We start from the raw sequence: 13,745 nt of genomic DNA, 5'->3' as shown, positions 1-13,745 counted from the left end.
CCCTCCCCCTAGCCTCATGCAAGCCACCGGGCCGGAAAGCGCGCACCAGAACCACACGGCACATTCATGTCCTTGATGTGCATGACCCTCGGGAGCACGTATGAGAAAGAGAATGGCCGCCGCCATGGCGACCCTCCTCGCCGTCCTTGCCACTGCCCTCATGGCGGCACCGGCGAGTCAGGCGGCGGAAACACCGGGATTCCACATCAGCAAGGGCCGTCTTCTCGACGCCAACGGAAAGGATTTCGTCCTGCGGGGCGTCAACCACGCCCACACCTGGTATCCGGACCGCACGGACCGAGCACTGTCGGACATCAGGGCACTCGGCGCCAACTCGGTGCGCGTCGTGCTCAGCACCGGCGACCGCTGGACGAAGAACGACACCTCCGACGTCGCCGCCGTCGTCGCGCAGTGCAAGCAGAACCGCCTGGTCTGCGTACTGGAGGCGCACGACACCACGGGGTACGGAGAGCAGAGCGGCGCGGTCTCCCTGGCGCGGGCGGTCGATTACTGGCGCGGCGTCAAGGCCGCGCTTAAGGGCCAGGAGAAGTACGTCATCGTCAACATAGGCAACGAGCCCCACGGCAACGCCGGTTACCAGTCCTGGGCCTCCGACACCTCCGCGGCCATCCGCGCACTGCGAAAGGACGGCTTCACCCACACCCTGATGGTCGACGCCCCCAACTGGGGCCAGGACTGGTCCTTCACCATGCGCGACAACGCCGCGTCCGTCTTCGCATCGGACCCTCGCCGCAACACCGTCTTCTCCATTCACATGTACGGCGTATTCGACACCCCGGCCGAAGTCGGTGATTACCTGAACCGATTTGTCTCCGCCGGTCTTCCGATAGCGATCGGTGAATTCGGCAACGCCCATTCCGACGGGAACCCCGACGAGGATGCCATCATGGCGACGGCCCAGCGGCTGCGCCTCGGCTACCTCGGCTGGTCCTGGAGCGGCAACGGCGGTGGTGTCGAGTATCTGGATCTGGCCACCGGCTTCGACGCCAACCGGCTGACCCCGTGGGGCGAGCGCCTCTTCAACGGCGCCGACGGCATCAAGCAGACGGCCCGCGAGGCCAGCGTGTTCAAGAGCCGGGGTAAGGTCGGCCCGGCAGGATACTAACCGGTTAAGCCATGGGGGTGGGTTGGCGGATGAAGCGGCCGACGATCGCGGACATCGCGAAGCGGGCCGGGGTCTCGAAGGTCGCGGTCTCCTACGCGCTCAACGACCGGCCCGGCGTCTCCGCGCAAACCAGGGAGTCCGTCAAGGCCATCGCCGCCGACCTCGGCTGGCGCCCCAGCAGTGCGGCCCGCGCCCTCACCGGGGCGCGGGCCCGCGCGATCGGCCTGGCCGTGTGCCGCCCCGCCCGCACCCTGAGCATCGAGCCCTTCTTCATGGAGCTGATCAGCGGCATCGAGTCGGTGCTCGCCCCGCTCTCGTACTCGCTGATGCTGCAGACGGTCGCAGCGCACGAGAACGAGATCGAACTGTACGAACGGTGGTGGGGCGAGGGCCGCGTGGACGGCGCCCTCGTGGTCGACCTGTACGAACAGGACACGCGGGTCCGGGCGCTCGACGCCCTGCGGATGCCCGCCGTGGCTCTCGGCCCGCCGGACGCGGCCGGGCCCCTGCCCGCCGTGTGGTCGGACGACGGCGCGAGCGTCGCCCAGACCGTCCGCTATCTCGCCACGCTCGGGCACCGCCGCATCGCACGGGTGGCCGGGCTCCGCCATCTCGCGCACACCGCGGTCCGTGACGACGCGATGAGGCAGGCGTGCCGGGACGCGGGCCTGCCCGAACCCGCGCTGGTGCACACGGACTACACCGGCGAGGAGGGCGCCCGCGCCACCCGCCGCCTGCTGATCTCCGCCGACCGCCCCACGGCGATCGTCTACGACAACGACATCATGGCTGTGGCCGCTCTGTCGGTGGCGCAGGAGCTGACCCTGACGGTCCCCCGTGACCTGTCCGTCGTGGCCTGGGACGACTCGCCGTTCACCCGGGTCGTTCGTCCCGCGCTCACCGCCCTGAACCGTGACATCGCCGCCTACGGCGCGCGGGCGGCCCAGACCCTGCTCGGTCTGATCGCCGACGGGCGGGCGGACAGTGTGCGGGACGAGCCCGCACACCTGGTGCCGCGCGCCAGCACCTGCCCGCCCGCTCCCTGACTCCCGCCGCCCCTCAACCCGCCTGTGGCGGCGGCGCCGTGGAGCCGCGCGGGGTGAGCGACGGCGTGGGGACCGGGCGCGACGCGACGTCCTTGCCGCCGATCACGTCGAAGAGGGCCCGTGCCACTTCGGCGCCGAAGCCGTGCACGTCGTGGCTCATCGCCGAGAGCGCGGGATGCGTGAGCCGGCACAGTTGGGAGTCGTCCCAGGCCAGCAGGGAGAGCCCGTCGGGCACGGCGATCCCCAGTTCGGCGGCGACGCCGGCACCGGCCACGGCCATGATGTCGTTGTCGTAGAGGATCGCGGTGGGACGGTCGGCGGCGAGCAGCAGCGACCGCGTGGCGCGGGCGCCGTCCTCGCCCGCGAAGCCCGTCGCGACCTGACGGGTGCCGTCGAGGCCCAGCTCGCGCGCGGTGGCCTCGAAGGCGGCGGCGCGGATGCCGCTGTGCCCCAGGCCGCCCGGCCCGCCCACCCGTGCGACACGCCGATGACCGAGGGCGGCGAGGTAGCGGACGGCCTCGGCGACAGCGGTCGCGTCGTCCGTCCACAGGGACGGCAGCCCGCCGGTGAGCGAGGGGTGCCCGACGGCGATGGCGGGCAGGCCGAGCGCCCTCAGCGGGGCGACCCGCGGGTCGTCCTCGTGGAAGTCCACCAGGATGGAACCGCCGATCAGCCGCCCCCGCCACCAGCTCTCCTGCAGTTCGACCTCCTCCTCCAGGTCGCGGACCAGCCGCAGCAGCAGCGAGCAGGACCGTTCGGCGAGGACGCTCTCGATGCCCGAGATGAACTCCATGTAGAAGGGTTCGAGGCCGAGCAGTCTGGCCGGGCGGCAGATCGCCAGGCCGACGGCGTCCACGCGCCGACTGGAGAGGCTGCGCGCGGTGGAGTTCGGCTGCCAGCCCAGGTCGCGGGCGGCGGCGAGGATCCGCTCCCGGGTGGCCCGCGAGACGCCGGGTTTGTCGTTGAAGGCGAGGGACACGGCCCCCTTGGAGACCCCGGCGCGCGCGGCGACGTCCTTGATGGTGATGCGCGGGGACGAGGCGCTCACGCGGCTTCCACGCAGAACAGCGCGGCCCTGATCTCCTCGACGCCGACGCCGACGCCCACGCCGACGCCGACGCCGCGCAGACCGCGTACACGGATGCGGGTCCGCTCGCCGGGCAGGAGGGTCACCAGGCCCCGGTCGGCGCGCGCGCCGGGGGCGATCCGGTCGGCCTGGAGCAGGAGGTCGCGTACCAGGGTCTGTGCTGTCACCACGACGTCGACTGTATCCCCCTCGCCATCCGCCTCCCCGTCACCGGTCACGGGCTCCACCGCGACGTCGTACCTGACGCTCGGGTAGGCGAAGTCCCGGTCGACCACGGGGAAGTGCACAGTACGCAGCCCGTCGGCATCGGCCACCAGGTACTCCTTCGTCGAGCCGTCCGCGGGGACGAGGTCCTGCGGGACCGGTAGCCGCAGCACCGCGCGCGGGCCCACTTCCAGATCGAGCGTGGTGGTGCACGGAGTGCCGCCGTCGGCTTCCATGCGGCGCAGCGTGACCTGGGTGTGCCACGGCTCGGCGGCTTGGTTGACGAGGGCGAGGACCGGCCCCGTGGCGTCCGGTCGCAGGGTGAGGAGCCGGTCGGCGTAGACGCGGCGCAGTTCGTGGTGGAGCGGTTTGAGGCGGCCGTCGCCGTCCACTGCGGACCAGGAGCTGACGGGCCAGCAGTCGTTGAGCTGCCAGACGACCGTGCCGCCGCAGACCGGCCAGTGGGAGCGCCAGTGCTCGATCCCGGCGGCGACGGCGCGGGCCTGGACGAGCTGGGTCAGATAGTGCCAGCGGTCGAAGTCGCCCTCGGGCGGGGCGAAGTGGCGGGCGAGGCCGCGGTCGAGCTTGCCGTTGCCGTCCTCCGCCTTCTGGTGGTGGAGCATGCCGGGCGAGTCGGGTGCCAAGTTCTCACCGGGCAGGGCGCGCCGCAGGGTGGCGTGGTTCGGGGGTGCCTGCCAGCCGAACTCGGCGACGAAGCGGGGCACGCTCGCGCGGTACTCCGTGTAGTCCTGGCGGTTCCACACCTCCCAGGAGTGGTGCGTGCCGTGGGCGGGGTCGTTGGGGTGGTGGTCCCAGGAGCCGGACCAGGGGCTGCCCGCCGCGTACGGGCGTGTGGGGTCCAACTCGGCGACGACGCGCGGCAGGAGGCCCAGGTAGTAGCCCTCGCCCCAGGAGTTCCCCGCGAGTTCGGGCTCCCAGCCCCAGTCGCAATAGCCCCACAGGTTCTCGTTGTTGCCGTTCCACAGGACGAGGCTGGGGTGCGGCATGAGCCGTACGACGTTCTCGCGGGCCTCGGCCTCCACCTCGCCGCGCAACGGCTGCTCCTCGGGGTAGGCGGAGCAGGCGAAGAGGAAGTCCTGCCAGACCATCAGGCCGAGTACGTCGCAAGCGTCGTAGAACGCCTCGTCCTCGTAGATGCCGCCGCCCCACACGCGTACGAGGTCGACGTTGGCGTCCGCCGCCTGGCCGAGGCGGGTGCGGTAGCGGTCGGGCGTGACGCGGGAGGGCAGGACGTCGTCGGGGATCCAGTTGACGCCGCGGGCGAAGACCCGGACGCCGTTGACGACGAAGGTGAAGCCGGTGCCGTGCTCGTCGGGGCTCCGGTCCACCTCCACGGTGCGGAACCCGACGCGGCGCCGCCAGGTGTCGAGCGGCGGTTGTCCAGGGGAGCCCGCCACGGAACCGGGCTCCCGCGACGCGTCGAGCAGCGTCACTTCCATGTCGTACAGCGGCTGTTCGCCGTATCCGCGCGGCCACCACAAGGCGACGTCGGGGACCTGGAGGACGATGACCGCCTCGGCGCCCTGGACGTCCGCGCTCGCCTGGACGCCGGCCACCGAGGCGCGGGCCACCAGGGGGCGTTCGGAGCCCTGGCGGGTGCGCTCCACGTCGACGCGCAGTTCGACGCGGCCGGTCGTGCCCTCGACGGTCACCAGGGGCCGGACTTCCGCCAGGCGCGCGGTCGACCAGCTCTCCAGGCGGGCGGGGCGCCAGATGCCGGCGGTCACCAGGGTGGGCCCCCAGTCCCAGCCGAAGCCGCACGCCATCTTGCGGATGTACTGGGAGGGTTCCGGATAGACGTTGGGCCGTTCGCCCGTGGCCGCGCGCACGGCGGCCGCCTCGTCGTAGGCGGAGGCGAACTCCACGCGTAGCTCTCCGGTGCGCCCGGTGATGTCGAAGCGGTGGCTCCGGTGCATGTTCCGGGTGCGGCCGAGCTCCACGCCGTCCAGCGTGATCAGCGCCGCGGTGTCGAGGCCGTCGAAGACCAAGTCGGTCCGCTCGTAGCCCACTTGTGCGTCCGGTGCGGGCGCGAGGGTTCTCGTGTACGTCCATGCGCGCCGTCCGACCCAGTCGACCTCGCGTTCGTTCAGGCCGAGGAACGGGTCGGGGATGAGACCGGCGGCCAGCAGATCGGTGTGGACGCAGCCGGGGACCCGGGCGGCGATCGACGCCCCGTCGTGGCACAGGCTCCAGCCCTCGTCGAGCTGGGTGACGTCCTTCATAGCGCGGCTCCAATCGGCGGGCACGACCCAGTTGGGGTGAGACGCGGCCCAACTTAACCCCACGGAAGTAAACCGGTCTAGTCCCTTCCGGCCGAACCGTTCGGGTCACCAACCAGCCTCTTCTGCCAGCGTAGTTGGCTGTCACGGCAAGAGGTGAGGTAACGATTAGGCATCACGACGGAAATCGGAGCTTTACCGGTTCATATATCGCTGGCATAGTGCCGACATCCCACCTGGAGACCTGAGCCGTAACCCTTGGAAGGAGTTGGGCACATGGAGAGGAAGACGCTTGCGAGCGCGCTTCTCGCCGTCGCGATGCTGGCCGTCGCGGGGTGCGGCGGCGGAGGCACACCCTCCGGCGAGACCGCGACCGCGCCCTCGGACCCGGGGGACGTCTCGGGCACCATCACGGTCCTGACCCACCGCACCGACCTCGTGCAGAACGGCAGGATGAAAAAGTACGCCGCCGAGTTCAACAAGACCTATCCGAAGGTGAAGGTCGAGTTCGAGGGCGTCACCGACTACGAGGGTGAAGTCAAGATCCGGATGAACACGGAGAACTACGGGGACGTCCTGATGATCCCCGCCGTGATCGCGAAGGACGACTACCCGAAGTTCTTCGCCCCGCTGGGCAGCACGGCGAAGATGAGCGAGAAGTACCGGTTCACCGGCAAGACGGACGTCGAGGGCAAGACGTACGGCATCGCCGGCTTCGGCACCGCCAACGGGTTCGTGTACAACAAGGCGGTGTGGAAGAAGGCCGGGATCAAGGACTGGCCCACCACCCCCGAGGAGTTCCTCACCGACCTGAAGGCCGTGAAGTCCAAGAGCGGCGCGGTGCCGTACTACACCAACTTCAAGGACGGCTGGCCGCTCAGCAGCCCCTGGACCAACAGCATCGGCTCGGTCAGCTGCGACGCCAAGGCCTCCGACGAGCTGGCGACCTCCACGGAGCCCTGGGCGAAGGGCAGCGATCTGAACGTCATCGACACACTGCTGCACGACATCGTCCACACCGAGCTCGCCGAGAAGGACCCGACCACCACCAACTGGGAGTCCTCCAAGAACCTCCTCGCCAAGGGCGAGGTCGGCAGCATGCTGCTCGGCTCGTGGGCGATCACCCAGATGCGGGACGCGGCGCAGAAGGCGGGTGAGAACCCGGACGACATCGGGTTCATGCCCTTCCCCGCGCAGCAGGACGGGAAGTTCTGCGCCACGCTGCTCTCCGACTACCAGCAGGCCGTGAACGTGCACTCCGACCACAAGACGGCGGCACGCGCATGGATCGACTGGTTCACCGAGAAGTCGGGCTACGCGGACACCGAGGGCGCCGTCTCCGCCCTGAAGTCCGCGGAGCTGCCGTCGACCCTCAAGCCGTACATCGACAACGATGTCAAGCTCATCGAGCGCTCCGAGGCGAAGACCGCGCGGGTGAACGCCATCGATGACGCGGCCGAGATCGGCCTCGCCAAGCAGGACTACCGCCAAAAGCTCGTCGACCTCGCCCGCGGCGCCGGACAGGGCGGCCTCAAGGACTACTTCGCGGACCTCGACCGACGCTGGGCCGAGGCGGCGAAGACCGCCGGCTCCTGACGGGCGGCGGTCGCGGGGCCCCGGACCCTCCCGGGACGCCTCCTTCCGGCCCCGGCCCCGGGGCCGGGGCCCCGCGCATGACACCGCGCTCCCGGACGACGAAAGGCTCTGGCCGACATGACCGACACGACCGACAAGGCGCCGACGGCCCCGGGCGGGAGGGCCGCCGCCCGCGCCGCGCGCGAACGGGCGGACCGCCCCGCCACGGCTCCCCCGCGCTCCTGGCGCTCCCACCCGTTGCGGCGGGCCACTCCCTGGCTCTTCCTCGCCGTGCCCCTGGCCCTGCTGATCACGTTCACCTACGTCCCCGTGGGCAACATGATCTATTACAGCTTCACCGACTGGGACGGCGTCAGCCCGGAACGCGACTTCACGGGCGTCGACAACTACACCCAGCTGTTCACCCGTCCCGAGCTGTTCCGGGTGTTCTTCGTCAGCTTCTACTACCTGGCCGCGTCCGCGGTGCAGATCGTGGTGGCGCTGTACTTCGCGACCGTCCTCAGCTTCGATCTGCGCTTCCGGAACCTCTTCAAGGGGATTCTCTTCTTCCCCTACCTGGTCAACGGCGTCGCCATCGGCTTCGTCTTCCTCTACTTCTTCCAGGACGGCGGCACGCTCGACTCGCTCCTGTCCTGGTTCGGCGCGGACGCCGACCACGCCTGGCTCGGTGACCCCGAGTCGGCCAACACCTCGCTCGCGGGCGTGTCGGTGTGGCGCTTCACCGGGCTCAACTTCGTGCTGTTCCTGGGCGCCATCCAGTCGGTCCCCGGCGAGCTGTACGAGGCGGCGCAGCTCGACGGCGCGAGCAGGTGGCAGCAGTTCCGGCACATCATCGCGCCGAGCATCAAGCCCGTCCTCAGTCTGAGCATCATCCTGGCGGTCTCCGGCTCGCTCGCCGTGTTCGAGATCCCGTACATCATGACCGGCGGCGCGACCGGCACCTCGACCTTCGTCATCCAGACGGTGAAGCTCGCCTTCCAGTTCAACAAGACGGGCCTGGCCTCGGCGGCCGCCGTGGTGCTGCTCCTGATCATTCTGGTGATCACCTGGATCCAGCGCCGGCTCGTGCCCGACGAGAAGGTGGATCTCGTATGACCACGACCACACGTCCCGACGGAGCCGGAGGGGGATCCGGAGCCGGAGCCGTAGTCCGAACCAGGCGCAAGCGCCCGCCCCTTGGGCGCGGGCTGACCTACCTGTCCCTCGTCGTCGCCTCCCTGGTGGTGCTGCTCCCTCTCGTCGTCGTCTTCCTGACCTCGCTCAAGACATCGCGGGAAGTCGCCGACGGCGGAGCCCTGGCGCTGCCGGGCGACTGGCTGAACTTCTCGAACTACGCGACGGCCTTCAACGACGGCCACATGCTGACGGCCTTCGGCAACACGGCGTTCATCCTGCTCTTCTCGATCACCGGCACGGTGGTGATCGGCTCCATGACGGCATACGCGATCGACCGGTTCGACTTCAAGATCAAGAAGCTGGTCGTCGGTCTCTTCCTGGTCGCCACGCTGGTGCCGGGCGTCACGACGCAGGTCGCGACGTTCCAAGTGGTCAACAGCTTCGGCCTGTTCGACTCGCGGTGGGCCCCGATCCTGCTCTACATGGGGACCGACATCGTGTCGATCTACATCTTCCTGCAGTTCATCAGGGGCATCCCGACCTCGCTCGACGAGGCGGCGCGGCTGGACGGGGCGAACGCGTTCACCATCTACCGCAGGATCATCTTCCCGCTCCTGAAGCCCGCCATCGCGACCGTCGTCATCATCAAGGGCATCACGGTCTACAACGACTTCTACATCCCGTTCCTCTATATGCCCTCGGAAGAACTCGGCACGATCTCGACGGCGCTCTTCCGCTTCAAGGGTCCGTTCGGGGCGCACTGGGAGAACATCTCCGCGGGGGCCGTCCTCGTCATCGTGCCGACGCTGGTCATCTTCCTGTTCCTGCAGCGGTACATCTACAACGGGTTCGCCCAAGGGGCCACGAAGTGACCGGCCACCCCCATTTGTTCACTTCCCGCACTAATCTGGGACCCGTTACCGAGCGGCAAGTCTTCACGCTGAGATCACACACTCTCCACGTCCCTGTTCCCCGCCTTCCGTCCTGAAGGAGTCCCTACGTGGTCACGCCCCGCCCCTCCCGGTCGACGACGCTCGCTCTCGCCACGGCGGTGGCCGCGCTCGCCGCGGCCGCGCTGCCCTTCCAGGCCCTCGCCGCCCCGGCCGGCGCCCCGGTCGGCGCGCGCGCCGCGCTGCCCGCCGTCACTCCGCAGGCCGAGACCCCGGCCCTGCACGACGACGAGGCGGGCGGTGACGCCGACGCGGACGACCCGGCGATCTGGCGCAACGCGGCGGCTCCGGGCCGCAGTCTGGTGATCGCCACCGCCAAACAGGGCGGCCTGCGCGTCTACGATCTGGACGCCCGCGAGGTGCAGTCCCTGCCCGCGCCCGCCGCGCCGGGCCCGGACCACGCGCCCGGCCGCTTCAACAACGTCGACCTGGTGCACGGTCTGCGCCTGTCCTCGGGCCGCGCCGACCTCGCAGTGACCAGCGACCGGGGCAGCGACCGGCTCCGCTTCCACCGCATCGACGGCAACCGTGCCGACGCCCCGCTCACCGATGTCACCGACCCGTCCGCCCCGCCCGTGTTCTCCTCCTCCCAGGAGCAGATAGACGAGCAGCGCACCGCGTACGGACTCGCCACCTGGACCGACAAGTCCACGGGCCGCTCCTACGCCCTGGTCAGCCGGCGGGAGCGGACCAGCGTCGCGCTGCTGGAGATCACGCCGGGCGCCGGCGGCAAGGTCGGCTACCGCAAGGTCCGCACCCTCGACCTGCCCGCCGAGTTCCGCCTCCCCGACGGCACTTCGTGGTCGCCCTGCGGTGAGCCGGGCGAACTCCCGCAGGTCGAGGGCATGGTGGTGGACCCGGCCAACGGCATGCTGTACGCGGGTCAGGAGGACGTCGGCATCTGGCGGGTGCGCGCCGACCTGACCGGCACGCCGAAGCTCGTCGACAAGGTCCGCGAGTACGGCGTCCCCGGCACCTACGACGAGGAGACCGAGGAGTGCGTCGCGGGCGCCGACCCCGGTTACGGCGGCACCCGTCTCACCGCCGATGTCGAAGGGCTGACGCTGCTCACCGAGTCGGACGGCGACGGCCACCTCCTGGCCTCCAGCCAGGGCGACAACACCTTCGCCGCCTACGACCGCGAGGTGTCCGACGACAACGAGTACGAGGGCGGTTTCCGCGTCACCGCGGCGTCCGCCGCCCTCGACGGCTCGGAGGAGTGCGACGGCGCCGCCGCGCTCGCCGCGCCGCTGGGCCCCGAGTACCCGAACGGCCTGCTCGTGGTCCAGGACGGACACGACGCCCCCGGCGACGCCGAACGCCCCTCCACCAACTTCAAGTTCGTGGACCTCGGCGACGTCGAGAACGCCCTGGCGGACTAACACGCTCCGACCCGACCCACACATCTGCCGGGGCCCGCCCCGTGGGCGCACGCTGAAGGCCATGCCCCATGAGGCTGCCGCCGACGCCGCCGCCGGCAAGGCGAGCGGCCTGCTCCTGCTGTGGCGGGAGGCGGTGGGGACGTGCATGTCGCGGACGTGGCGTAGCCCTCGGTCACTGCGGGCCGGGCTGGGCAGGGGCGGCGGGTCGGACCCGGCGGGGCAGGGCCTGTGGTTCAGGCCCGGCGGGGCAGGGCCGGTCGATCAGGCCCAGCAGGGCAAGGCCGGTCGATCAGGGTCCGGTCAGTCGGCGGGGCGGGGCCTGCGGTGGGAGCGGGCCGTGGCGAGGAGTTCGGTGAGCGTGGCCAGTTTTACTCGGGGGCGTCCCGTGCGTCGGCCTTGCGATGCCTCCGTTCGTTCGATCGCGGCCAGGCCGCGGGCGTCGATCAGCCGACGGTTGCGGCGGCGGGCCAGGCGGTGGAAGGAGCGGGTCGCGTGGAGGGGTGCGGGCAGCGCCCCGGCGACCGCGTCGGCCAGGAGGGTGGTGACCGTCTCGGCGGCGCAGGTGCGGTTGGCGCCGATGCCGCCTGTGGGGCCCCGTTTGATCCAGCCCACGACGTAGGTGCCCGGCCGCCCGGTGACCCGGCCGCCCTCGTGCGGAACGGTGCCGCTGACCTCGTCGAAGGGCAGTCCCACGACCGGCATGCCACGGTAGCCGATGGCCCGCAGCACCATGCCCGCCCGCAGGGTCCGCTCCCCCGCGTCCGAGGCGACGCGCACCGCCTCCACCCGGTCGCCGCCGAGGACTTCCGTGGGCGTGCAGTGGAACCGCAGGACGATACGCCGCCCGCTCTCCGGCGGCACCTCCCAGTCCATCCGCCGGCGGGTGACGCCGCGCAGGACGGTCGCCTTGCCGCCCGGGTCCGCCTCGTCGACGGCGGGCGCGATCCGCGGGTCGTGGTCGTCGACGACCAGCTCCACGCCCGGCAGGTGCTTGAGGGCCAGCAGCTCGGAGGTGGTGTACGCGGCGTGTTCCGGGCCGCGCCGCGCGAGCAGGACCACCTCGCGGACCCGGCTGTCGCGCAGCGCCGCCAGGGCGTGGTCCGCGATGTCGGTGCGGGCCAGGGCCTCCGGGTCGGCGAGGAGGATACGGGCCACGTCCAGGGCGACGTTGCCGTTGCCGACCACGACGACGCGCTCCGCCGACAGGTCGATGCCGTCCGGGGCCGCCTCCGGATGGGCGTTGTACCAGGCGACGAACGCGCTCGCGGAGACGCTGCCGGGCAGCTCCTCGCCCGGGACGGCCAGACGGCGGTCGGCGGATGCCCCCACGGCGTAGATCACCGCGTCGTGGTGCGCGGCGATCTCCTCATGGGTGACGTCGGCTCCCACGTCGAGCCCCAGGAGCATCCGCACCCTCGGGTGCGCGTGGAAGCGGGCGAAGGTGTCGCCGACCTTCTTGGTCGCGGGATGATCGGGCGCCACGCCGTAGCGCACGAGCCCGCCGGCCACCGGCAGCCGGTCGATCAGTGTCACCTCGGCGCTGGTGTGCAGCAACAGGTCCTGTGCGGCGTACATGCCGGCCGGGCCGGTGCCGACGACGGCGACCTTGAGCGGCGCGAAGTCGGCGGGCAGCACGCGCGGGAAGGCCGGCTCGCCCCAGGAGTGGAAGTTCGGCCCGTCCCGCTCCGGTTCGGGCGCCTTCGCCTCCTTGTAGTACGCCGCGTTGATCGCGCCGTACTCCTTCTGTGCCGGAGGCAGGCTGTCGACCGGGAACACCGCGTCGACCGGGCAGGCGTCGGCGCAGGCGCCGCAGCCTATGCAGGTCGCCGGGTCGATGTGCAGCATCTCCGTGCTGCCGAACGCCCGCTCCTGTGGGGTGGGATGGATGCAGTTGACCGGGCACACGGCCACGCAGGTGGCGTCGCCGCAGCAGGTCTGTGTGATGGCGTAGGTCATATCGCCTGTCGCTCAGATGAGGTGGGCACGCTTGTAGAAGGCCAGCGCCGGCCTGGTGAGCAGGCGGCACGAGGCGAGGAACTCCATGAGGCCCGAACAGCTGGAGCGCATCATGGACTTGTGGTGCTCGTTGGCCTTCGCCTCGGCGAGCGCCCGCTTCTGGTCGAGTCCGGCGTTCGCGTAGACCTCGCGGTTCACCATGCTGGTGACAATGACGTACGACGCGATGGCGATCACGAGGGCGTTGATCTGGCGGCGCACCCGGCCCGCGCCCGCGAGCCGTTTGCGCGTCTGGTCGCGGGCGAACTTCATGTGCCGCGACTCCTCGACGACATGGATGTTGTTGATCGTGCGGACGAACGGCACGACACGCTCGTCCCGCATCCAGTCGCGCTGCATGACGTCGAGCACCTCTTCGGCCACGAGGATCGCCGCGTACGCGGCCTCTCCGAAGGCGACCGTTTTGAAGGCCCTGCCGAGTGCCACCGCGAACCGGCGCGGCCGGTAGGCGGGCGCGCCGAGCTTCTCGGCACCGCGGGCGAACATGATCGAGTGGCGGCACTCCTCGGCGATCTCCGTGAGGGCCCACTGCACTTCGGTGCTGGTCGGGTCCTTCGCGTAGACGTCGCGCAGCACCATCTGCTGGAGGATCATCTCGAACCAGATGCCGGTGCTGGCCACCGACGCGGCTTCCTGCCGGGTCAGCTCCTTGCGCTGCTCCTCGGTCAGCTCCTGCCAGTACGCGGTGCCGTACAGCGTGCTCCACTCCGGGCTCGCGCCGTGGAAGCCGCGGTCCAGCGGCGTCTCCCAGTCGACCTCGGTGGCCGGGTCGTACGCCAGTACGGCGGCCGAGTCGAGCAGCCGCCGGGCGATGTCGCCCTCCGGGGGATGGTCCTGTGTGCTCGGCCGAACAGTGCTGCTTGCCATGGAGCGGCTCCTCGACTCGGACGTCAGGGCAAGGGCCGCGGCGGCGCCTGGCACGGCACGCCGCGACCCCGTTGTTAGACAGACCGTATAACAAGGAGGCCGGGTAGGCCTACCC

Annotated in this window: 10 protein-coding genes; 6 read left to right on the top strand and 4 right to left on the bottom strand. The window is 70.6% G+C overall.

Features of this window, described 5'->3' with window-relative positions:
* The first annotated feature begins 100 nt into the window (after positions 1 to 100).
* Together ACWDZ7_RS10225 and ACWDZ7_RS10220 are read left to right on the top strand one after the other, a co-directional pair.
* Positions 101 to 1,126 (top strand): glycoside hydrolase family 5 protein, encoded by a 1,026-nt coding sequence (locus ACWDZ7_RS10225; protein WP_451796224.1) that lies wholly within the window; start codon positions 101 to 103, stop codon positions 1,124 to 1,126.
* Positions 1,127 to 1,155: 29 nt separating this feature from the next.
* Complete coding sequence (locus ACWDZ7_RS10220; protein WP_451796223.1) at positions 1,156 to 2,172, top strand: LacI family DNA-binding transcriptional regulator; 1,017 nt, start codon at positions 1,156 to 1,158, stop codon at positions 2,170 to 2,172.
* Positions 2,173 to 2,185: 13 nt separating this feature from the next.
* Here the strand turns inward: ACWDZ7_RS10220 and ACWDZ7_RS10215 are convergent, their stop codons facing one another.
* Positions 2,186 to 3,220, bottom strand: coding sequence for a LacI family DNA-binding transcriptional regulator (locus ACWDZ7_RS10215; protein ID WP_451796222.1), 1,035 nt, complete (start codon positions 3,218 to 3,220; stop codon positions 2,186 to 2,188).
* Positions 3,217 to 5,706: a glycoside hydrolase family 2 protein gene (locus tag ACWDZ7_RS10210; RefSeq protein WP_451796221.1), complete on the bottom strand. Its 2,490-nt coding sequence runs from the start codon at positions 5,704 to 5,706 to the stop codon at positions 3,217 to 3,219. The genes ACWDZ7_RS10215 and ACWDZ7_RS10210 overlap by 4 nt, the downstream gene beginning before the upstream one ends.
* A 273-nt stretch (positions 5,707 to 5,979) precedes the next feature.
* On the opposite strand from ACWDZ7_RS10210, the gene ACWDZ7_RS10205 reads away from it, so the two are divergent.
* The 4 genes from ACWDZ7_RS10205 (at position 5,980) to ACWDZ7_RS10190 (ending at position 10,747) form a co-directional block, all read left to right on the top strand.
* The gene (locus ACWDZ7_RS10205; RefSeq protein WP_451796220.1) at positions 5,980 to 7,299 is read left to right on the top strand and encodes an ABC transporter substrate-binding protein; all 1,320 of its coding nucleotides are present in this window, start codon (positions 5,980 to 5,982) and stop codon (positions 7,297 to 7,299) included.
* 117 nt (positions 7,300 to 7,416) lie between these two features.
* Entirely contained in the window at positions 7,417 to 8,394 is a 978-nt protein-coding gene (locus tag ACWDZ7_RS10200) for a carbohydrate ABC transporter permease (protein ID WP_451796219.1), read from the top strand.
* On the top strand, positions 8,391 to 9,287 hold the full coding sequence (locus tag ACWDZ7_RS10195) for a carbohydrate ABC transporter permease (RefSeq protein ID WP_451796218.1): 897 nt from the start codon (positions 8,391 to 8,393) through the stop codon (positions 9,285 to 9,287). Before ACWDZ7_RS10200 ends, ACWDZ7_RS10195 begins: the two co-directional genes overlap by 4 nt.
* Before the next feature lie 128 nt (positions 9,288 to 9,415).
* Positions 9,416 to 10,747 carry a phytase gene (locus ACWDZ7_RS10190; protein WP_451796217.1) on the top strand — a complete coding sequence of 444 codons (1,332 nt, stop codon included), beginning with the start codon at positions 9,416 to 9,418 and terminating at the stop codon, positions 10,745 to 10,747.
* Between the two features lie 300 nt (positions 10,748 to 11,047).
* On the opposite strand, the gene ACWDZ7_RS10185 is transcribed toward ACWDZ7_RS10190, so the two are convergent.
* Positions 11,048 to 12,703: an FAD-dependent oxidoreductase gene (locus ACWDZ7_RS10185; protein ID WP_451796216.1), complete on the bottom strand. Its 1,656-nt coding sequence runs from the start codon at positions 12,701 to 12,703 to the stop codon at positions 11,048 to 11,050.
* Positions 12,704 to 12,715: 12 nt separating this feature from the next.
* Positions 12,716 to 13,630 (bottom strand): AurF N-oxygenase family protein, encoded by a 915-nt coding sequence (locus ACWDZ7_RS10180; protein ID WP_451796215.1) that lies wholly within the window; start codon positions 13,628 to 13,630, stop codon positions 12,716 to 12,718.
* Between the last annotated feature and the right edge of the window lie 115 nt (positions 13,631 to 13,745).

The sequence above is a fragment of the Streptomyces sp. NPDC003032 genome, assembly GCF_053591415.1.
Note: the sequence above shows the minus strand (reverse complement) of the source record. Positions and strands in the feature narration are given on the sequence as shown.

Coding starts and splice junctions, on each gene's coding strand:
- ACWDZ7_RS10200 (WP_451796219.1), top strand. CDS start 7,417: ATGACCGACACGACCGACAAGGCGCCGACGGCCCCGGGCGGGAGGGCC.
- ACWDZ7_RS10220 (WP_451796223.1), top strand. CDS start 1,156: ATGAAGCGGCCGACGATCGCGGACATCGCGAAGCGGGCCGGGGTCTCG.
- ACWDZ7_RS10195 (WP_451796218.1), top strand. CDS start 8,391: ATGACCACGACCACACGTCCCGACGGAGCCGGAGGGGGATCCGGAGCC.
- ACWDZ7_RS10185 (WP_451796216.1), bottom strand. CDS start 12,703: ATGACCTACGCCATCACACAGACCTGCTGCGGCGACGCCACCTGCGTG.
- ACWDZ7_RS10205 (WP_451796220.1), top strand. CDS start 5,980: ATGGAGAGGAAGACGCTTGCGAGCGCGCTTCTCGCCGTCGCGATGCTG.
- ACWDZ7_RS10180 (WP_451796215.1), bottom strand. CDS start 13,630: ATGGCAAGCAGCACTGTTCGGCCGAGCACACAGGACCATCCCCCGGAG.
- ACWDZ7_RS10210 (WP_451796221.1), bottom strand. CDS start 5,706: ATGAAGGACGTCACCCAGCTCGACGAGGGCTGGAGCCTGTGCCACGAC.
- ACWDZ7_RS10225 (WP_451796224.1), top strand. CDS start 101: ATGAGAAAGAGAATGGCCGCCGCCATGGCGACCCTCCTCGCCGTCCTT.